Source organism: Porphyrobacter sp. AAP82, assembly GCF_000331285.1.
In the GTDB taxonomy this organism is placed as follows: Bacteria; Pseudomonadota; Alphaproteobacteria; order Sphingomonadales; family Sphingomonadaceae; genus Erythrobacter.
Genome location: NZ_ANFX01000021.1, coordinates 62,614 through 81,150, shown reverse-complemented (window position 1 = coordinate 81,150; position 18,537 = coordinate 62,614). Strand labels below are relative to the sequence as shown.

Genomic DNA, 18,537 nt, shown 5'->3' with positions numbered 1-18,537 from the left:
CGGTTGTAATCCTCGACCCAGGCAGCGATCTCGACCCGTGCATGGGCCATGCTGAGGAACAGGGTCAGGGTCGCCCGCGAGGCGCGCGAAGGCGAGGCCGGACCGCTCATCATCGCCCGTTCCGATGCCCGCGCCATGGAAGGGCTCGATGCGATGCTTCGGCGATTGGAAACCTATCATGCGGCAGGCGCCGACATCCTGTTCCCCGAAGCCCTGACGACCGAGGAGGAAATCGCCTTCGTTGCCGCCCGCTTGCCGGGGCCAGCGATGATGAACATGGCGGACGGCGGCCACACGCCGATCCTTCCGGCAGCGACGCTCGAGCAGATGGGCTATTCCGGAGCGATCTTCCCGGCCATGACAGCGCTGGCGGCCGCGGCAGCCACGCAAACTGCCCTGCGGATGCTCAAGACGAACGGCGCCAGTCTCAACGAAGGGGTGCCGCTGTTCTCCTTTGCACAGATGTGCAGCCTGCTGCGCTTCGACGAGATTTACCAGCAGGACGCGCGCTGGGCCGATTTCAACCAGATCTGATCTTGCGCCAGCGGCGGGGCTTACGCCGCCTGAAGCTCTTCGAGCGCAGCGCCCGCGGCGAGCCATGCTTCTTCCGCCGCCGCCAACTTGTCGGCGGCCGCCGCGCGGTCGGTCAGCAGGCGCTGCATCGCTGCGCCGCTTTGCCCGCCGGCCTCGCTGCTCAGCGCGACGATGCGCGCGTCCAGCTTTTCGACCTCGTCGGTCAGGCGGGCAATCGCGGCTTCGGCCTTGCTGACTTCGGCTTGCGCCGCCTTGAGGTCCGCCCCGGCCTTGCCGCCGCGCGCGCCGCCGCGCTCCCTGCCTGCGCCCCTCGGCTGGTTCCGGCCGAGGATGAAGTCGATGTAATCATCCATGCTGCCGTCGTATTCGCGCGCCGTGCCGCCGTTCACCAGCACCAGCCGGTCCGCGGTCAGCTCGACCATGTGGCGGTCATGGCTGATCAGGATCACCGCGCCGCTATAGGCGTTCAGCGCCTGCACCAGCGCCTCGCGCGCATCGACATCCAAGTGGTTGGTCGGCTCGTCGAGGATCAGCAGATGCGGCGCGTCACGGGTAATCAGCGCCAGCGCGAGCCGCGCGCGCTCCCCGCCCGAAAGCTTCTCGACCCGCGTCTGCGCCTTGGGGCCGGAAAACCCGAAACGCCCGAGCTGCGCGCGCACGGCGGCGGGAGACTGCCCTTCCATCGCGCGCGCCATCAGGTCGAGCGGGGTGTCCTCGCCGGCCAGTTCCTCGACCTGGTACTGCGTGAAATAGCCGACCTTCAGCTTGCCCGGGGCATTCACCGCACCCTCGGCAGGCGCAAGCTGCGCGGCGAGCAGGCGGGCGAGCGTCGTCTTGCCGTTGCCGTTGCGCCCGAGGAGCGCGATCCGGTCATCGGCCTCGATCCGGAAATTCAGCCGCTTGAGGATCGGCGGCGCCGCACCATAGCCGACCGCGGCGTGCTCGAGCGTGATCATCGGCGATTTCATCTCGGAAGGATCGGGGAAATCGAAGCTCAGGCTCGGGTCTTCCATCAGCGCGGCGATGGGCTGCATCCTGGCGAGCATCTTGGCGCGCGACTGGGCCTGCTTGGCAGTCGAGGCACGGGCCGAGTTGCGCGCGACGTAATCCCTGAGCCGCGCCGCCTGCGCCTCCTGCGAGGCCTTGGCCGCGGCGAGCTGCGCGGCGCGCTCGGCCCGCTGCTTCTCGAAGGCGTCGTAGCCGCCCGGATAGAGCGTCAGCTGCCCGCCTTGGAGGTGCAGGATGTGATCGACCACCTTGTTGAGGAGGTCGCGTTCATGGCTGATCACCACCAGCGTGGCGGGGTAGGATTTGAGGAAGTTCTCCAGCCACAGCGTCGCTTCGAGATCGAGGTGGTTCGAAGGCTCGTCGAGCAGCAGGATGTCGGGCTCGGAAAACAACAGCGCGCCAAGCGCGATGCGCATCTTCCACCCGCCCGAGAAGCTGTCGACGGGGCGCTGCTGCATTGCCTCGTCGAAGCCGAGGCCATTGAGGATCTTCGCCGCGCGCGCGGGCGCGGAATAGGCGTCGATGGCGAGCAGGCGCTCGTGGACGTCGCCCATCCGGTCCATATCGGTGCAGGTTTCGAGCTCGGCGAGCAGCGCCGCGCGCTCGGTCGCCGAGGCGAGCACGACCTCCTCGGGGGTCATGCTGCCGTGCGGGGCTTCCTGCGCGATGTAGCCGATGCGCGCGCGCGCGGGCTTGGAAATCTCGCCGTCATCGGGCTCGATCTCGCCGATCAGCGTTTTCATCAGGGTCGATTTGCCCGCGCCGTTCCGGCCGATCAGACCGACGCGCGCGCCTGCCGGCACGGTCGCGCTGGCGCGTTCGAGGATCGCCCGGCCGCCGAGCCGGACTGTGACGTTGTCGATCGTGAGCATGCGCGCGCCTGTAACAGGCTATTGCGGAGGCCCCAAAGGAAATCCCGCCCGCGCGCCGCCAGCGGCAAACAACCGCGCAACCCCCCAAATTTGACGATACGCCCCGCCCCGTCCCTCGGCTATCCCCGCAGGCCACCACGACAAGCCGGGGAGAGGCGCTATGGATCTGGGATTGAAGGGCAAGAAGGTCATCATGAACGGCGGGGCCCACGGGCTTGGCCTGCAATCCCTGAAGCTGTTCGCCGCCGAGGGCGCGGATGTCGCCTTCTTCAGTCGCAAGGAAGACAAGATCGCCGCCGCCGTTGCCGAGATCGACGCTGCCGGCCCCGGCAAGGTCTTTGCCGAAGTGTTCGACATGGCGTCGGGCACCGAGGCCTATCAGGCGTGGCTCGAAAAGGCCGTGGCCGAGCTTGGCGGGTGCGATATCTTCGTCCACACCGCTTCTGCCTCGGGCACCGGCGGGGCCGGCGACTGGCAGGCGTGCCTCGACATGGATTTGAAGGGCGCGGCCTTCGCGGTCGAGACGCTGACGCCTTACCTTGAGGCTTCGGGCACGGGCTCGATCGTGATGCTGTCCTCGACCGCCGCGCTCGAGACCTTCATCGCCCCCAACCCCTTCAACGCGATCAAGGCGGCGCTGATTACCTATGCCTCGCAGCTCTCGCAGGCCTACGCCGCCAAGGGCATCCGCGTGAACACCGTCAGCCCGGGCGCGATCTATTACAAGGGCGGCAACTGGGAGATCATCGAGGAGCACATGAAGCCGTTCTTCGACGCGACCCTCGCCAAGATGCCCACCGGCCGCTTCGGCGAGCCCGTCGAGGTCGCCAAGGCGATCGTCTTCGTCGCGAGCCCGGCGGTGCCTTACATGACCGGCGCGAATATCGTGGTCGACGGCGGGTTTACCCAGCGCGTCCAGTTCTAATCCCCCTTCCCTGAGAGGCACCCAACATGGCCGAGATAGACCGCGACAAGCTGCTCGACATCTACACCCGCACGATGAAGGTGAACCGCACCGACGAGAAGTTCCGCGAGCTGCTGATGGGCGGCAAGGTCGCGGTGATGTATTATTGCGTGCGCGGGCAGGAGCTGGTCTCGGCCGCGGCGATGGCGGCGCTCGAGAAGGACGACTACGTCGTGTGCACCTATCGCGGGCAGGGCGAACAGACCGCCAAGGGCATCCCGATGGAAAAGTGGTGGGGCGAATGCCTCGGCAAGGCGACCGGCACCTGCAAGGGCAAGGGCGGCACCATGCACATCACCGATCCCGAGACGGGGATCATGGTGACGACCGGGGTGGTCGGATCGGGCCTCCCCATCGCCAATGGCCTTGCGATGGCGAGCCAGAACAACGGCGACGGGCGCGTGACGCTGGTCAGCTTCGGCGACGGGGCGGCCAATATCGGCGGCTTCCACGAGGCGATGAACATGGCCCAGTTGTACAAGCTGCCGGTGATCTTCCTGTGCCAGAACAACCGCTATGGCGAGCACACCGCCTATGCCGACCACACCGACAGCCCCAACATCGCGGCGCGCGCGGCGGGTTACGGCATGCCGGGGGTTACGGTTGACGGCAACGACGTCCACCAGATCTACCCTGCGGTGAAGGAAGCGGTCGACCGTGCGCGCCGGGGCGAGGGGCCGACGCTGGTCGAGGCCATGTGCTACCGCATGATGGGCCACTTCTTCGGCGCCGATTTCAGCTACATGCCGCCTGAACACATCGCCGAGATGAAGGCCGAAGACCCGCTCCCCAAGCTGCGCAAGGTGATGCTCGAACACCAGTTCACCGAAGAGCAACTGGACGCGATCGTCGCCGACATCGACGCGCAGATCAACGCGGCGGTCGAACACGCGCTTGCCGCGCCGCTGCCGGATGTGGGCGAAATCTACAAGGACGTGCTGGAGGAGACCGCCTGATGGCCCAGATCACCATGACCCAGGCGCTGAACCTCGCGATCGACGAGGCGATGGCCGAAGACCCGGGCGTGTTCTGCCTCGGCGAAGACGTGTCCGCCAAGCAGGGCGGCGGGGTGTTCAAGGTCACCTCGGGCCTGACCGAGAAATACGGCGAACACCGCATCCGCGCGACGCCGATCTCGGAGACCGCGATCATCGGCGCGGCGGTGGGTGCTGCGCTCGCCGGCCAGCGCCCGATTGCCGAGATCATGCTGATGAACTTCGTCGGCGTGTGCATGGACCAGATCGTCAACCACGCCGCCAAGCTCCGCTTCATGAGCGGCGGGCAGACCCCGTGCCCGATGGTGATCCGCACCACCACCGGCGTCGGCGTCGGCTTCGGCGGGCAGCACTCGGACATGCTCGAAGCGTGGTTTGCGCATGTGGCGGGCATTCATGTGGTGACGCCGTCGAACCCGGCCGATGCGCGCGGGCTGATGCGCGCCTCGATTGACGCCAATGACCCTGTGATCTTCATCGAGAACATCCTGTGCTACGGCCTCAAGGCCGAGGACCCGGGCCCGGGCTACCGCGTTCCGCTCGGCAAGGCGGCGATCGCGCGCGAGGGCAGCGACATCTCGATCATCACCTATGGCCGCACCGTCTTGGACGCGCTGGCGGTGGCCGATGACCTTGCCAAGGAAGGCATCAGCGTCGAGGTCGTCGACCTTCGCACCATTGCGCCTTACGACGAGGCGACGGTGCTGGCATCCGTGCGCAAGACCGGCCGCGCGCTCACCTTGCACGAAGCGGTGCGCCCCTTCGGCACCGGCGCGGAACTCGCGGCGAACATCCAGGAGAAGTGCTGGGACAGCCTCAAGGGCCCGGTGCGGCGCATCGGCGGGACCTTCTCGGCGGTGCCCTTCGCCAGCCACTTGGAACAGGCGTGGATCCCGACCAAGCCGCAAATCGTCGAACAGATCAAAGCCTCTCTCGGAAAGCTCTAATGGCCAGTGAAATCCGCATTCCCAAGCTCGGCATGAGCGCTGTCGAAATGACCCTCGTCGAATGGATGTTCGGCGACGGCGAGCGGGTCGAGAAGGGCGACATCATCTACACCGTCGAGACCGACAAGAGCACCACCGAGATCGAGGCCCAGGCCAGCGGGATCATCCATCCCACGGGCGAGGAAGGCGCGGTCTACAAGGTCGGCGACCTCATTGGCACCATTGAGGAATGAGCACGCCTAGGGAAATGCTGGCGACGGTCTACGCCACCGCCGGCACCCGCGACTGGGCGGCGGTGGAGGCGCTGATCCATCCCGATTTCGTGCTCTACGAGGCCGCCAGCCTGCCTTTCGCGGGCGAGTGGCGGGGCAGGGACGCGCTCCAGCGCTGCGCTGCCGCCATGTATGGCACGTGGGCCGACACGAAGCTCGAAATGCTCGATTGCACCGGGGGCGATACCCACGCGGTGATGGTGATCCGCCTCACCATGCATCCCAAGGACGGCAGCGAGCCCTTTACCCAGACCATCTGCGAGGCGGGGACCTTCGAGGACGGGCTGCTCAGGACCCTGCGCATCCACTATTTCGACGCTGCCCAGATCGCCGCGCGCGCCTGACCCGGGGTGGCAGGAGGGTGGTTAACCCAATCTAGAGCAATGTTAATTATCGCGAGTGGGCGCGAACCGTGACGGTTCGGCGGCCGCTGCGGCTGCCGGGCCGGCCGGGTCGCATCCTGCGGACTTTGAGCGAGCCCGGCCCACAACGCGATGACTGCCCCAGCCGTCCTTCCCCGCCCCACGGCCCTGATCGGCCACACCGGCTTTGTCGGCGGCGCGCTGCTGCGCCAGACGCGGTTCGATGCCTGCTTCAACAGCGCCAATATCGGCGAGATCACGGGCGCGCGCTTCGGCACGCTGGTGTGCGCCGCCGCGCCGGGATCGATGCTCGAGGCCAACCGCGCGCCCGAGCGCGACAAGGCGGCGATCGACGCGCTGATCGCGCGGCTCGATAGCGTCGCGGCGGAGCGCGTCGTGCTGATCTCCTCGATCGCGGTGCTTGCCGACTTCGCGGGCGGCGATGACGAGGGCACGACAGCGTTCCAGCAAACCCTCGCCTATGGCCGCCATCGCCGCGCGCTCGAGGCCTTTGTCGAGGAGCGTTTCCCCGGCAGCCTCGTGGTGCGCCTGCCCGCGCTATTCGGCGCAGGGCTGCGCAAGAATTTCCTGTTCGATCTGCTGAACCCGGTGCCCTCGATGCTCACCGGGGAGAGGCACCAAGGCCTGCTGCGCGCGCTGGACCGCGATCTGTCCGGCTGGTTCGAAGGCCTCTACACCCCCGATGCGCCGACCGGGATGCTGAGGCTCGACCGTGCGGCGCTTGATGCCGACCCGCGCCGGCCCGCGCTGGAAGCTGCGCTCGATGCACTGGGGGCGAGCGCGACGCAGTTCCACCACCGCGCCGCGACCTACCAGTATTACGACACCGCCCGCCTGTGGCAGGACATCGGCATCGCGCTGGCGGCGGGGCTCGCCCGTCTCCACCTCGCCCCCGAACCGCTTGCCGCCGCCGCTATCCATGCGCGCCTCACCGGTCGCCCCATGCCCGAAACGCCCGCGTGTCTCCATGCCGAGGACATGCGCACCCGCCACGCCGGCCTGTGGGGCGCGAGCGATCCCTACCAGTTCACCGCCGCCGCGACGCTCGAAAGCCTCGCCGCCTTCTTCGCGGGCGAGCGCGGGGGCGCGGCATGAGGCTCGCCATGTCGAACATCGCGTGGGCACCCGACGAGCGGCTCGAGGCCTATGCGATCCTCGCCGGGGCGGGCTTCACCGGGCTCGAGATCGCGCCTGCGCTGTTCTTCCACGAGGCCGAAGACCCCTTCGTGCCCGACACCGCCAGCGCCCGCCGCGCGCGGGTCGAGGCGGCGGATGCGGGGCTGGCCGTGGTCTCGATGCAATCGCTGCTGTTCGGTGTCACCGGCGCGGCATTGTTCGGGTCGCCCGAGGCCCGCGCCGCCTTCGACAAGGCGATGCGCCGCGCCATCGCGCTCGCCGAGCGGTTCGGCATTCCCAACCTCGTGTTCGGCTCGCCGCAGCAGCGCCGCGTGCCCGAGGGGCTGGCGATGGAACAGGCGCTGGCGGAGGCCGCCGAGGTGTTCCGCAAGCTCGGCGATGCCGCCGCCGCTGCCGACACCCGCATCGCCATCGAGGCCAATCCGGCGGCCTATGGCACCAATTTCTGCACCACGCTTGGCGCGGCGTTGGGCTTTGTCGCCCGGGTCGATCATCCCGCGATCGTTCCGCACCTCGATCTCGGCGCCATGCACATGAACGGCGATTTCGCCTCGGTGCCCGCGCTTCTCCCCGATCTTGCCCCGCGCCTCTCGCACATCCACGTCAGCGAGCCCGACCTTGCGCCCGCGCCCGCCGATCCGGCCGCGCTGGTCCCCGTCCTCGCCGCGCTGCGCGCTGGCGGATATGTCCGCGCGGTCTCCATCGAGATGAAGCGCGCAGCCCTCGGCCTTGCCGCCGTGCGCAGCGCCGTAGCCGGGCTCGCCGCCGCGCATGACGCCATGGTGGCAGCCCATGCGTGAGCCCGGAGCAGGCGAATTTCCCAAGGCCCGCGAGGATGTGGTCGTCTCGGGGTGCTTTTCGGAGCTTGCCGCGACCCCCGCCACCTTCGCGCAGCTGCGCGATCTGGCCGCCACGCTCGACGGCGCCTACCGCTTCCGCGAGATCATCCTCGTGGTCGACGATACGAGCCGCGAGGCCTTCCTCGATATCGTGCGCGAGGTGCCCAACATCCGCCTCTTCGTGGTCCGCCGCGGCACGGAGTATTACGACCGCCGCGTGATCGCCGCCGAAGAAGCGATCGGCGACCTCGTGATCCTCGGCAATCTCGACGAGATCGCGGCGCTCGATGTGCTCGCCTTTCTGAACTTCGCCGAAAGCCGGAACGCGGTGACGATGGCCTTTCGCCCAGCGCGCCGCCCGTTCAAGCGCGCGCTCGCCTGGCCGTTCATCGCGCTCGGCAAGCTCGCCGGCTTCAATGTCGATCCGGCCGAATTCCAGTCGATCGCGGTGCCGCGCACGCTGCTCAACCTGTTGCTTGCGCATGACGAGCCGCGCCTCGCGCTGCGCTTCCCCCCGCGCGACCCGCGCCTGCCGCGTGAATGGTTCCGGACCGCGGCCAATGTCGAAAGCCGCACCGCCTTCACCGGCATCGCCCGGCGGCTGGCGCTGCTCCAGACGCTGCTGGTCTATCTCACGCCGACGATCCTGACTGTGGTCGCGATCTCCTCGACGATCCTGACGCTGGTCGGCCTTGCCTATGCGGCCTGGATCATCGGCGCGCTGCTGCTGGTGGAGCGCCTGGCGGAAGGCTGGCTGACGACCAATGCGATGCTGGCGGTAAGCGCGGTGTTCATGGGTTTCTCGACCCTCGGCCTCAGCCTCGGCCTCCAGCACCTGCTGAAGCAGCAGCGGCGGCTGAAGGCGGGCCTGGTGCCCGAGGAGGTGAACCGCATCGATCTGTTCCAGCAGGTCGCCTTCGATCTCAACGTGGTGCTGGAGAGCGATACGCCTGCTCCGCCTCCGGAGGGGTGATGAGCGCCGGGCGCACCTCCTGTGATTGCATCGTCATCGGCGGCGGCTTTTACGGCTGCTGCCTCGCGCTTTACCTGCGCTCGATTTCCGCGCGGGTGCTGCTGGTGGAGGCGGGCGAGGGGCTGATGGACCGCGCCTCGCGGGTCAACCAGGCGCGGGTGCACACCGGCTTCCACTACCCGCGCTCTGCGGCGACGGCGGTGAAGTCGATGCTGCTCCACCGCCGCTTCCTCGCCGATTTCCCCGAGGCCGTGGTCGGCGATTTCCAGATGCTCTACGCCATCGCGCGGCGTCGCTCGAAGGTGACGGCGAAGAAATTCCACCGCATGTTCCGAGACATGGGCGCGCCGATCGCGGTCGCATCGCCTGCCCACCGCGCGCTGTTCGATGCCGAGCGGATCGAGGAAGCCTTCGCCTGCCGCGAGGTCGCCTTCGATCACAAGATCCTCGGCCGTCTGGTGGGCGAAAGGCTGGCGGCCGCGGGGATCGAAGTCAGGCTGGCGACCGCCGTTGTCGGCCTCGAGGACCGCCGCGAGGGGGTGCTTGCGCGCCTCTCCGACGGCAGCGAGGTCACCGCGCGCTTCGCCTTCAACATCACCTATGCGCAGATCAATGCCGTGCTTGCCAAGGCCGGCCTGCCGCCCGCCCGCCTCAAGCACGAGATCGCCGAGCTCGCCCTGATCGAGCCCCCGGGCGAGCTTGAGCGCATCGGGGTGACGGTGATGGACGGGCCGTTCTTCTCGGCCATGCCCTACCCTGCCGAGGGGCTCTATTCGCTCACCCACGTGCGCTACATCCCGCACGACAGCTGGGCCGACAATGCGGCGGCGCGCGATCCCCATGCCCATTTCGCCGGGCTGGAGCCCGAGAGCCGCTACGCCTTCATGCTGCGCGATGCGCGCTTTTATCTGCCCTGTCTGGCAGGGGCGCAATACCGGCGCTCGATCTACGAGGTGAAGACCGTCCTCATCAAGAACGAGGGCGATGACGGGCGCCCGATCCTCTATCACCGCAGCCCGGCAGCCAGCCGGGTGATCTCGGTGCTGGGCGGCAAGATCGACAATATCTACGACCTGTTCGAAGCGGTGAAGGGCAGCGGCGGGGAGTTCGCCGCGCTTGACCCTGCGCATGTGTTCGGGCGGGTCCATGCCTGAGATTTCTGGGCCTGAGGTTCCCGGCCTGCGCGGGCGCGCGCGCGGCTTTGCCGCGCTTGCGGGGGTGCTCGTGGTGCTCGCTGCCTTGCGGGGTGCATGGCTGCTTCACGCGCACAGCCTCAATTCGATCGACGGGGCGCTGCAAACATGGTTCGCCGCCGACCATTTCGCGCGCGGGGATCAGCTGGGGACGGCGTTTCAGTCATACCTCGGGGTGACGATGGTGCTGGCGCTGCTGCCGGTCTTCGTTGCGGGCGGCAAGACGCTGTTCGCCTCGACGCTGGCGGCCTACACCATGGTTCTGCTGGGCGCCTTTGGGACCGCCTGCGCCTGCGTGTGGCTGATCCGCCCGATCCCGCCCCGCGCCCGCTGGCAAGCGGCTTTGGTGCTGGTGTGCCTGTTCTACTACGCCGGGCCAATGGTGGGTCAGGCGAGCGGGATCCTGTGGCCGGCGACGCTGGACCCGGGCGTGTCTCTGCGGCCCCTGCGCGGGGCGCTCCCTTTCCTTGTGCTGCCGTTCTATGTGGTGCTGTTGCGCCGCGTGCTGCTCGGGCGGCGCGCGCTGACGGGCGGCGTCATGCTCGGGCTGGTCGCGGGAGCGGGGCTCTTGTGGTCGAACGATGCGGGGGTTCCGCTGGTGATCGCCCCCGCCGGCGCGCTGGTGCTGGCCTTGTGGGAGCGGCTTGCCCTGCTGGCGCGGACGCTGGCGGGGTTGGGCGCGGGTCTGGCCGCCTCGGCCGGAGCGCTCCTGACGGGCGTGACCCACAGCGCGCCCGGCCCGTGGATCCAATACAATTTCCGCGATGTCGCGGGCGACCAGTTCTGGTTCTTCGCCCCGTGGGACCGGGGCACCCGTATCCTCTCGCCCGCCGACCTGCCGCAGATCCTCGCCGATGCCGATCCGCTGGCGGCGCTGGGCCTCGTCGTGCTGGCGGCCTGCCTCGCCTTTGCCGCGATCCAGCGCCTGCGCGCACGCAGCGCCCCGGTGCGGGGGAGCGCCTTCCTGTTTGTGGGCGCAAGCGTGCTCAGCACGGCCCTGGTACCCCAGATCGGCGGGCATGTCGGGGCGGAGTATAACGGCATCACCTTCGTCCTCGCGACTTGCGCACCGCTGATCGTGCTGCCTGCGGGGCTGTGGCGGCAGGCGAGGGGGCTGCTGCGTCCCATCGGCCCGCGCCACATCGCCGCGCTGACCGGAGCGGCGGTGCTGGCGATGGCGGGGACCGAGGCGGCAAGGATTGCCACCTCACCGGAGCGGGCCGGGCGCACTGTCTATGACCCGGCGCTGGGGTTCCATGTGACCCCCGCCTATGCAGGGGACCTTGCCGCGATGCGCCAGCTGGCGGCGGCGTGGGACCAGCAGGGCATCCCGGCCGATCGCCGGCTGCTCTCGGTCTACACCTCGCCGCTCGATATTGTTGCCGGGGTGCGCAGCCCCGCCGATGTCGGCTCGCTGATCCATGCGCTGGGGCCGGACAAGCGCGCCGCCTTCACCGCGCTCGTCGCGCGAGGGCAGGTTGCCGCGGTCACCACCATCGCTCCCGATTACAGCGGGTGGGAGGGGTGGCTGACCCGCGCGCAGTGGCCATTTTTTCGCGCGCTGCGGGAGAATTACGCGCCGCTTGCCCGCAATGACCAGCAGGTGCTGTGGGTGCGCAGCGATGCGCGGCGCCTGCCCCCTGCATCTGCCACCTGCCGCATTGCCGAAGCTTCGCCGGGGCGGATCGTGGTCGAGGTGGAAAGCGCTGCGGTGGGCCCCGCGACGGTCCGCCTCACCCGCCAGCCGCCCTTCGCCACCGCGCGCGGGGCGATGCTGACGGTGATCGAGACGTCACCCGATACCGCCCGCACCACTGGTCGCTGGGCCGGTTTCCCCCGCTACGGTATAGCCAATGTGCCCGCGCTCGAGCTGATGGCGCCGGTCGCGCCGGGTCGCGCGACCCGGCTGACGCTCGAAACCCTCGACGGATCGGCGATCGGCAGCGCCGCCTGCACCGCCACCGCCGCACCCGATGTCGACCTCGCCGCGCTCCCCCCGCTGCCCGAGGGCATCGCCCGCCACCTTGCGGGAGACGCCCGGTGAGCGAGCTGGTGCGCTTCTTCGCGGTGACGGTGCTGGGGGTGATCCTCGACCTTGCCATCGCCTTTGCGCTGCATCGGTGGGCGGGGGTGCCCTTGTGGCTGGCGGCGGCGAGCGGTTTTGCGGTGGCAGCCTTGGCCAATTACGTCATCCACCAGACCTGGAGTTTCCGGAACGGTGCGCTCTCGCTGCGGCGCGCGGGGCTTTATGCGGGTGTCGCGCTGGCGACGCTCGGGGTGCGGGTGGGGATCGTCGCGCTGCTCGACCGGGCGCTGCCGGGGGCCTGGCCGCTGGCGATCCTTGTCGCAGGCGCCGGGGTGTCGTTCAGTGTCAACTTCGTGCTCTCCAAACGGATCGTCTTCGCGCCCCGGGGGGAACGCGCATGACCGTGCTGCCGCCCCTGATCCTCGATGACGCCGCATGGGAGTTGCCCGCGCACGAGACCGCGCTCTACGCCCCGCGCGTTCATGCCCATGCGCTAGTCATCCCCGTCATCAACGAGGGCGAGCGAATCAGGGGCCAGCTCGCCCGCATCGCGGCTGCGGGCCTGCCGGTCGACGTGGTGATCGCCGACGGCGGATCGAGCGACGGCTCGCTCGATCCCGGTTTCATGGCGCAGGTCGGCGTGCGCGCGGTGCTGACCAAGACCGGGCCCGGCAAGCTCTCCGCCCAATTGCGCATGGCCTATGCCTGGTGCTTGCAGCAGGGCTATGCGGGCATCGTCACCATCGACGGTAATGGCAAGGACGGGGTCGAGGCGGTCGCGGCGATGGTCGCCAGGCTGGAAGCGGGCTGCGATTACGTTCAGGGCTCGCGCTACCTGCCCGGCGGGGCGGCCGAAAACACGCCGCTGGAGCGCACCATCGCCAACCGGCTGGTCCACGCGCCGATGCTGAGCATCGCGGGCCGGCACTGGTTCACCGACACCACCAACGGCTTTCGCGCCTATTCCGCCCGCTATCTGACGCACCCCGGTGTGCAGCCGTTCCGTCCGGTGTTTTCGGTCTATAACCTGCTCTTCTATCTCACGGTGCGGGCCGGGCAGCTGGGCCTCAGGGTCGCCCATGTGCCCGTGGAGCGGCGCTACCCCGACGACGGCAAGGTGCCGACCAAGATCGGCGGGTTCGCGTCCAAGCTGGCGCTGCTCGCAGAGACCTTCATGGCGGCGACCGGCGGTTACACGCCGGACAGCGCCGTGGGCCGCGCGGGGTGGCTGTGGCCGGTGGCCGTTCTTGTCGCGCTGCTGGCGGTGCTGCTGGCAGGGGTGGCGGCCGCGCCGCCCTACTCGCCCGATTCCTGGGCGCTGTGGGAGTTGTCGCAGACCGTCGTGGGCGATTTCTACCGCTTCACCCATTGGCGCTCCTACGCCAGCGAAGGGCCGTGGTCGGCGAGCTTCGGCACGCCCTTTGCCACCGACAATGCCGGGATCGCCGCCGCGCTCGATCCGCGCGCCTATGTGACCGACTGGTGGCCCGCCGCGCAGCCGACCCTCGCTGACGATCCGGCGGCGTGGGCGGGCAAGGTCGCAGGGAATCTCGGGCGGTTGGCCTATGTCGCGGCGGGGCTGGCGCTGAGCCCGCTGGGGTTCGTGGCGGCGGCCTTCCTCGCTCTGCCCGCCGCGCTGGCGCGGCTGTGCCGGACCGGGCTGCGCGGGCACGGGGCGCCCCATGCGGTGCTGACTGTGTTCGCGGTGCTGATGGCGGCGATGCTCGCGCCGCAATTGCTCACCGGCTATGTCGAGCAGCGCTATTTCAGCGCGCTGGTCTGGACGGCGCTGCTGGCAGCGGCGAGCTTCGGGATCGCCGCGAGCGGTGCGCTCGCGCAGCGCCGGGTGTTTGCGCGCGGGGCCGGAGCGGTCGCGGTGGTCGCGGCAGCGGCGCTCGCGCTCACCGCGCCCCGCGCCGGAGAGGCTGCGGCCTTCGACGATCCTGCCGATGTCCGCACGCTCAAGGCCTGCCTTGCCGGCGTGTCCGACGCGCGGGTGCTGGTCATCGGCGACGACCTGTTCGCCGCGCGGGCCGGGGCGCAAGGCGGAATCGCGGCCATGATGGCGCCGCGCAACCTTGCCGAGGGGCGGCTCGATGCCGCCGATGCCCGCAGCTTCGCGGCAACCTTCAAGGTCACCCATGTCCTCGCCGCCGGTCCGGCGCATGCCGACCGGGCGCGCAAGACCTTCGCCGTCACGCCGGTGCCGGGCTGCCCGCTCGCGCTCTACCGCCTCGCGGGCTGAACGAAAAAGGGGCCGGCGAGCGCGCGCTCGCCGGCCCCCAGCAAGGTATCGGGTGTCAGGACCCGATCAGAAATCCTTGCGGAGCGTCACGAAGAACTGCTGCGGCGCGCCCGCGAGCAGGGTCTGGTTGTCGCCCGCAAAGCCGAAGCCGTTCGAACCGATCGTGCCGACATAGTCCTCGCCCGTCAGGTTGGTCACCGTGCCTTCGATGGCGAGGCCGTCGAGGAAGCGGTTGTCGCTCTGGAGGCGGTAGCCGATCAGCGCATCGACCAGCACGCGCCCGTCGACCGAACGATCGTTCGAGTAGGTGAAGAACCGCTCCGAGGTGTAGTTGGCATTGGCGCGGGCGTAGAAGCTGCCGTTGTCATAGGCCAGTTCGAGGTTGGCGATGCTTTCCGGGCTGTCGACCACGGTCTTGCCGTCGATCGCCTGCACGACCACACCCGCCTGGTTGACGATGTCGTTGCGGTAGGTGTTCTCGTTGTAGGCGTAGGAACCGGTCACGGTGAAGCTTTCGACCGGCTGCCACTGGAGGCCGATTTCCGCACCCAGCGAGCGCACGTCGCCGACGTTCGAAAGCAGCGCGGCGTTGCCGACGATGCCCGGACCCTGCGGCACGGCGAGCAGGCGGTTCGAGAAGTTGACGAGATAGGCCGCGATCACGCCCGAAAGCTGGCCTTCGCCGAAGCGGAAGCCGAGCTCGTAGGTGTTGGTCTTTTCCGGCTCGATCCGGTCACGCAGCGCGGCAAAGCCCGCGGCCGAGGTCGCGAACGGACCGGTGGTCGCAGCGGCGGTGAAGGCGCGCTGGTTCTGGGTGAAGCTGGCGAAGATCTCGTTGCCGCCTCCGAGGGTATAGAGCACGCCGACCTGCGGCAGGAAGAAGTCTTCCGCCTTGATCTCGCCGAGCGCCAGCGGGCCCGGGTTGGGGTTGATCGGGGTCGCTTCAAGCTTCACCGACTGGCCCTTGAAACCGGCCGTGACGGTCAAGGCGTCGGTCACGTCCCAGGTGTCCTGCACGGCGTACTGGAAGGTGCGGGTGTTGTAGGCGTTGTTCCACTGGGTGAAGAACGGGTTCGACTGGTAGTCGAGAGCGTTGCGCCCGGGCACGGTCTGGCTGGTGCCCATGTCGTAGAAGCGGCGCGCCTGTTCGAAGTCATTGTTCTCGTACCACAGGTTGACCTTGACGGTGTGCGCGCCGAGTTCCGCCTCGATATCGCCGAGCACGCCGATACGCTCCATCTCGTATTCGGTGGTGCGGAAGCTCAGCGGCAGGCCGGCGCTCGGGCTGGCGCGGTAGGGCGTGATCCACGAACCCTGGCCCTTGTTGGTGTGGTAATAGACCTGGAGGCCCGCAGCGACGGCATCGCCCAGCTGCTGCTCGATGCGCCCGCTTGCAACCCAGTCGCGGCGCAGGCCGGCGGCGTCGTAATAGGCATCGTCGATGGTGGCGATGGGGGCGGGATAGGTGGTGCCGAAGGTGTTCGGGCCGACCACCACGCCGGTATCGCCGCGGTTGGCGCCGATGAACGCGAGGCGCACTGCGAGCGGCCAATCGTTCGAGATGTTGTCCCAGTCATAACCGAGACGGTTGATCATTTCGAGGCTGAGGTCCTGATAGTCGCTTTCCTTGCGATCCGAGAAGTTCACGAAGGCCGTGAAGGTGGTCGAAGGCGACAGGTCGGCGACCAGCTTGGCGTTGACCTGCGTCGAACGCTGGCTGCCAAAGCCCTTCCACTTGTCGGCATCGATATGGGCAGCGCTGATATAGGCCTTGAAGCCGCCGAGATCGCCGGTGTCGAGCGTGGCGTAGCCGCGGATCGTGTTGCTGTCGCCGTAGGTCACGTTGCCGGCAATGCCGAGTTCGTCCTGCGGATCGCGGCTGGCGAATTCGATCGTGCCGCCCAAGTTCGAGGTCGAGGCCGTGCCGAGCGCGCCCGCGCCCTGGCTCACGCGGGTCTCGCCGATATTGTCGGCGATGATCGCGCGGCTGATGTGCAGGCCGTTGGTGTTGCCGTAGCTCATGTCGCCGAGCGGCACGCCATCGAGCGTGAAGCCGAGCTGGTTCTGGTTGAAGCCGCGCAGGGTGATGCGGGTCGACCATTCATAGGTGCCGAAGGGATCGGCCGACTGGAAGTTGACGCCCGGCAGCTTGCGCAGCGCGATGAAGGGGCTGGAGCCGGCGGTGGTGAGCTGGATGTCGGCGGCGCCGATTTCGGTCACCTGGCGCACTTCGCCCTTGCCGTAGACGACGATCTCTTCGCCCTCGGCAGCGGTGTCGGCGGCGGCGGTTTCAGCCTCGGCCTCGGCCGCGAAGGCGGCAGCGGGGATGGCGAGGACGAGGAGCGCGGTGCCCGAGAGGAATGCGGTGCGCATTGCGGAAGTCTTCATGTTTCTTGCCCCTTTTATGGTTGCGAGGCTGGCGCCTAGGCGCGCGATGTTGCGGTTCGCGGGCGGATTGGTTGCAGTTCAGGGGCGCAACGATGACCATTTGCGGACGTTGCCCGCCGGTCACAGCGCGCTTGCGGCGAACTCCGCCCGCTCTTGGCGCCCTGCGCAAAATGGCGTATTCCCGCAGCCTGCCGCACCACTTTACTGCCGAGCCGATCCATCAGGGGACGACGATCCGGTGAAACAGTCGCTCATCAACCTTCTGCCGCCCGCCACGCTTGCGGTGGTGATTGCCTTCTGGGGCCTCGCGCCGGCCGCATGGGTCGAGACTCCGTGGTCGCTGCTGGCGGTGGGCATCGGCACGCTGGTCTTCGTGCAAGCCCTGGAACTGGTGTTCGAGCGCCACGCGGGCTGGCGCATCAACGGCAAGGAACTGGCGACCGATGTGTTCTACGTCGTCCTCAGCTACACCGCGATCGGCTATGCCACCGAGGCGCTGATCCATTCGCCGCTGAGCGCGCTGAAGGACAGCTGGGGCATCGCGACGCCGTGGCTCGCCGACCTGCCCTTCCTCGTGCAGACGCTGATCGTCCTGTTCCTGTTCGAGCTGGGCCAGTACTGGATGCACCGCGCGATGCACAACTGGACCCCCTTGTGGCTGACCCACGCGCCGCATCACCACATCACCCAGCTGAACGCGGCCAAGGGCTTCGTGGGCAATCCGGTGGAGCTGTTCCTGATTTCCATCGGCATCACCGCACTGCTCGATGTCGACATGAACGCCCTGTTCGCCAGCATCACCGCAGGCGGGGTGATCGCGACCTATGCCCACGCCAATGTGAAGGCCGATCCGCCGATCTGGTACGGCTACTTCTTCACCACGATCCGCACCACTCATTGCACCACACCGCCACGAGCTACGAGGACACGCGCTGCAACTACGGCAATTCGGTGATCTTCTGGGACCGCGTGTTCGGCACCTACAAGGACGGCGAGAGCGCCATCGTCGGTCAGGACGATCGCAAGCGGCTGTCGATCGCGGAACAATGGCTGTTCCCGCTGCGCCCGTTCATGGAGAAGAAGGCTGCGCCGGAAGGGTAGGAAGTGAAGAAACCACTTCGTGGATGTAGTGCGGTTGTCAATCGTCCCAATCTAAACTGACGAGTGCCTTGCTGATCAGAGCGCAAATATCTTCTAAGCCTTCAGTAGTTTTGATAATAGATAGTCGCCTACCTAGTATAAGAACTTCATTGTTCGCGACATCGTATACTAGAAGCGCCGCTTCGGACAAGTACTCAGCCTTATTGACCGTCAGCGGATGTGCAACCGTTTGATCAGTTAGATAGGGCCTAGGAGCATCGCCAACCCAAGCGTCCAACCTTTCATCAAAATGGTCTACCGCATCTCTTAGTGTCCGATCTTTGAGAGCATGTTGCGGCGGAATTCTACAGAGTTCTCGCAAACGAACAGCGCGCGCCTTAGCACGTTCAAGATCCTCTGTGTTCCGGTTGAATGCTGGCCAAAACACCCGCGAGACACTTGCCGAGGCTGAGATGCCGAGGCGCAACTGATCAAGAACAGACTTCAACTCAAGCGCTTGCACCCCGGGTTGTCGCTCATGCACGATGTGTGACAAGCGTAGAGCTTCATCAAACGCCGCAATTGCTCTCGCAGCTTCACCTAACGCGTACAGAAGAAAGATGTTGGCAGGCCCAACTTTTGTCCAAGCCATTCCTCACCTAGTAAACGCGTTGATGCTTG

General features: G+C 67.7%; 18 protein-coding genes. 15 read left to right on the top strand and 3 right to left on the bottom strand.

All coding sequences use genetic code 11. The features are described 5' to 3' along the window. The first annotated feature begins 48 nt into the window (after positions 1-48). On the top strand, positions 49-534 hold the full coding sequence (locus tag D620_RS15525; RefSeq protein WP_017665062.1) for an isocitrate lyase/phosphoenolpyruvate mutase family protein: 486 nt from the start codon (positions 49-51) through the stop codon (positions 532-534). 20 nt (positions 535-554) lie between these two features. Here D620_RS15525 and D620_RS0106860 read toward each other — a convergent pair whose 3' ends face one another. Then, complete coding sequence (locus tag D620_RS0106860) at positions 555-2,414, bottom strand: ABC-F family ATP-binding cassette domain-containing protein (RefSeq protein WP_017665061.1); 1,860 nt, start codon at positions 2,412-2,414, stop codon at positions 555-557. A gap of 160 nt (positions 2,415-2,574) precedes the next feature. On the opposite strand from D620_RS0106860, the gene D620_RS0106855 reads away from it, so the two are divergent. The 12 genes from D620_RS0106855 (at position 2,575) to D620_RS16585 (ending at position 14,388) form a co-directional block, all read left to right on the top strand. Continuing rightward, positions 2,575-3,339: an SDR family NAD(P)-dependent oxidoreductase gene (locus tag D620_RS0106855; protein ID WP_017665060.1), complete on the top strand. Its 765-nt coding sequence runs from the start codon at positions 2,575-2,577 to the stop codon at positions 3,337-3,339. Positions 3,340-3,365: 26 nt separating this feature from the next. Further along, positions 3,366-4,334: a thiamine pyrophosphate-dependent dehydrogenase E1 component subunit alpha gene (locus D620_RS0106850; RefSeq protein WP_017665059.1), complete on the top strand. Its 969-nt coding sequence runs from the start codon at positions 3,366-3,368 to the stop codon at positions 4,332-4,334. Beyond that, positions 4,334-5,320, top strand: coding sequence for an alpha-ketoacid dehydrogenase subunit beta (locus D620_RS0106845; RefSeq protein ID WP_017665058.1), 987 nt, complete (start codon positions 4,334-4,336; stop codon positions 5,318-5,320). Before D620_RS0106850 ends, D620_RS0106845 begins: the two co-directional genes overlap by 1 nt. Next, positions 5,320-5,553: a biotin/lipoyl-containing protein gene (locus D620_RS0106840; RefSeq protein WP_017665057.1), complete on the top strand. Its 234-nt coding sequence runs from the start codon at positions 5,320-5,322 to the stop codon at positions 5,551-5,553. Before D620_RS0106845 ends, D620_RS0106840 begins: the two co-directional genes overlap by 1 nt. After that, complete coding sequence (locus D620_RS0106835) at positions 5,550-5,936, top strand: nuclear transport factor 2 family protein (protein WP_081596545.1); 387 nt, start codon at positions 5,550-5,552, stop codon at positions 5,934-5,936. The genes D620_RS0106840 and D620_RS0106835 overlap by 4 nt, the downstream gene beginning before the upstream one ends. Positions 5,937-6,086: 150 nt before the next feature. Continuing rightward, complete coding sequence (locus D620_RS0106830) at positions 6,087-7,070, top strand: hypothetical protein (RefSeq protein ID WP_017665055.1); 984 nt, start codon at positions 6,087-6,089, stop codon at positions 7,068-7,070. Between the two features lie 8 nt (positions 7,071-7,078). After that, positions 7,079-7,912, top strand: coding sequence for a sugar phosphate isomerase/epimerase family protein (locus D620_RS0106825; RefSeq protein ID WP_196795266.1), 834 nt, complete (start codon positions 7,079-7,081; stop codon positions 7,910-7,912). Continuing rightward, entirely contained in the window at positions 7,905-8,924 is a 1,020-nt protein-coding gene (locus D620_RS0106820; RefSeq protein WP_017665053.1) for a hypothetical protein, read from the top strand. Before D620_RS0106825 ends, D620_RS0106820 begins: the two co-directional genes overlap by 8 nt. Continuing rightward, positions 8,924-10,078 (top strand): FAD-dependent oxidoreductase, encoded by a 1,155-nt coding sequence (locus D620_RS0106815; protein ID WP_017665052.1) that lies wholly within the window; start codon positions 8,924-8,926, stop codon positions 10,076-10,078. The genes D620_RS0106820 and D620_RS0106815 overlap by 1 nt, the downstream gene beginning before the upstream one ends. After that, positions 10,071-12,161 (top strand): hypothetical protein, encoded by a 2,091-nt coding sequence (locus tag D620_RS0106810; protein ID WP_017665051.1) that lies wholly within the window; start codon positions 10,071-10,073, stop codon positions 12,159-12,161. Before D620_RS0106815 ends, D620_RS0106810 begins: the two co-directional genes overlap by 8 nt. Next, positions 12,158-12,544 (top strand): GtrA family protein, encoded by a 387-nt coding sequence (locus D620_RS0106805; protein ID WP_017665050.1) that lies wholly within the window; start codon positions 12,158-12,160, stop codon positions 12,542-12,544. Before D620_RS0106810 ends, D620_RS0106805 begins: the two co-directional genes overlap by 4 nt. Then, positions 12,541-14,388 (top strand): glycosyltransferase family 2 protein, encoded by a 1,848-nt coding sequence (locus tag D620_RS16585; RefSeq protein WP_017665049.1) that lies wholly within the window; start codon positions 12,541-12,543, stop codon positions 14,386-14,388. Before D620_RS0106805 ends, D620_RS16585 begins: the two co-directional genes overlap by 4 nt. A 66-nt stretch (positions 14,389-14,454) precedes the next feature. Here D620_RS16585 and D620_RS0106795 read toward each other — a convergent pair whose 3' ends face one another. Continuing rightward, a complete protein-coding gene (locus D620_RS0106795; protein ID WP_155800058.1) occupies positions 14,455-16,776 on the bottom strand; it encodes a TonB-dependent receptor in 2,322 nt (773 codons plus the stop codon). 238 nt (positions 16,777-17,014) lie between these two features. On the opposite strand from D620_RS0106795, the gene D620_RS15520 reads away from it, so the two are divergent. Together D620_RS15520 and D620_RS16785 are read left to right on the top strand one after the other, a co-directional pair. Further along, on the top strand, positions 17,015-17,731 hold the full coding sequence (locus tag D620_RS15520) for a sterol desaturase family protein (RefSeq protein ID WP_233992013.1): 717 nt from the start codon (positions 17,015-17,017) through the stop codon (positions 17,729-17,731). Further along, on the top strand, positions 17,728-17,877 hold the full coding sequence (locus tag D620_RS16785) for a hypothetical protein (RefSeq protein ID WP_233992011.1): 150 nt from the start codon (positions 17,728-17,730) through the stop codon (positions 17,875-17,877). Before D620_RS15520 ends, D620_RS16785 begins: the two co-directional genes overlap by 4 nt. Before the next feature lie 37 nt (positions 17,878-17,914). On the opposite strand, the gene D620_RS16350 is transcribed toward D620_RS16785, so the two are convergent. Continuing rightward, a complete protein-coding gene (locus D620_RS16350; RefSeq protein WP_155800057.1) occupies positions 17,915-18,508 on the bottom strand; it encodes a hypothetical protein in 594 nt (197 codons plus the stop codon). Positions 18,509-18,537: the final 29 nt, after the last annotated feature.

Bases quoted from the DNA above. Each gene is read 5' to 3' on its own strand.
- D620_RS15525 (WP_017665062.1), top strand. From the start codon at position 49: ATGCTGAGGAACAGGGTCAGGGTCGCCCGCGAGGCGCGCGAAGGCGAG.
- D620_RS0106860 (WP_017665061.1), bottom strand. From the start codon at position 2,414: ATGCTCACGATCGACAACGTCACAGTCCGGCTCGGCGGCCGGGCGATC.
- D620_RS0106855 (WP_017665060.1), top strand. From the start codon at position 2,575: ATGGATCTGGGATTGAAGGGCAAGAAGGTCATCATGAACGGCGGGGCC.
- D620_RS0106850 (WP_017665059.1), top strand. From the start codon at position 3,366: ATGGCCGAGATAGACCGCGACAAGCTGCTCGACATCTACACCCGCACG.
- D620_RS0106845 (WP_017665058.1), top strand. From the start codon at position 4,334: ATGGCCCAGATCACCATGACCCAGGCGCTGAACCTCGCGATCGACGAG.
- D620_RS0106840 (WP_017665057.1), top strand. From the start codon at position 5,320: ATGGCCAGTGAAATCCGCATTCCCAAGCTCGGCATGAGCGCTGTCGAA.
- D620_RS0106835 (WP_081596545.1), top strand. From the start codon at position 5,550: ATGAGCACGCCTAGGGAAATGCTGGCGACGGTCTACGCCACCGCCGGC.
- D620_RS0106830 (WP_017665055.1), top strand. From the start codon at position 6,087: ATGACTGCCCCAGCCGTCCTTCCCCGCCCCACGGCCCTGATCGGCCAC.
- D620_RS0106825 (WP_196795266.1), top strand. From the start codon at position 7,079: ATGTCGAACATCGCGTGGGCACCCGACGAGCGGCTCGAGGCCTATGCG.
- D620_RS0106820 (WP_017665053.1), top strand. From the start codon at position 7,905: ATGCGTGAGCCCGGAGCAGGCGAATTTCCCAAGGCCCGCGAGGATGTG.
- D620_RS0106815 (WP_017665052.1), top strand. From the start codon at position 8,924: ATGAGCGCCGGGCGCACCTCCTGTGATTGCATCGTCATCGGCGGCGGC.
- D620_RS0106810 (WP_017665051.1), top strand. From the start codon at position 10,071: ATGCCTGAGATTTCTGGGCCTGAGGTTCCCGGCCTGCGCGGGCGCGCG.
- D620_RS16585 (WP_017665049.1), top strand. From the start codon at position 12,541: ATGACCGTGCTGCCGCCCCTGATCCTCGATGACGCCGCATGGGAGTTG.
- D620_RS0106795 (WP_155800058.1), bottom strand. From the start codon at position 16,776: ATGAAGACTTCCGCAATGCGCACCGCATTCCTCTCGGGCACCGCGCTC.
- D620_RS16350 (WP_155800057.1), bottom strand. From the start codon at position 18,508: ATGGCTTGGACAAAAGTTGGGCCTGCCAACATCTTTCTTCTGTACGCG.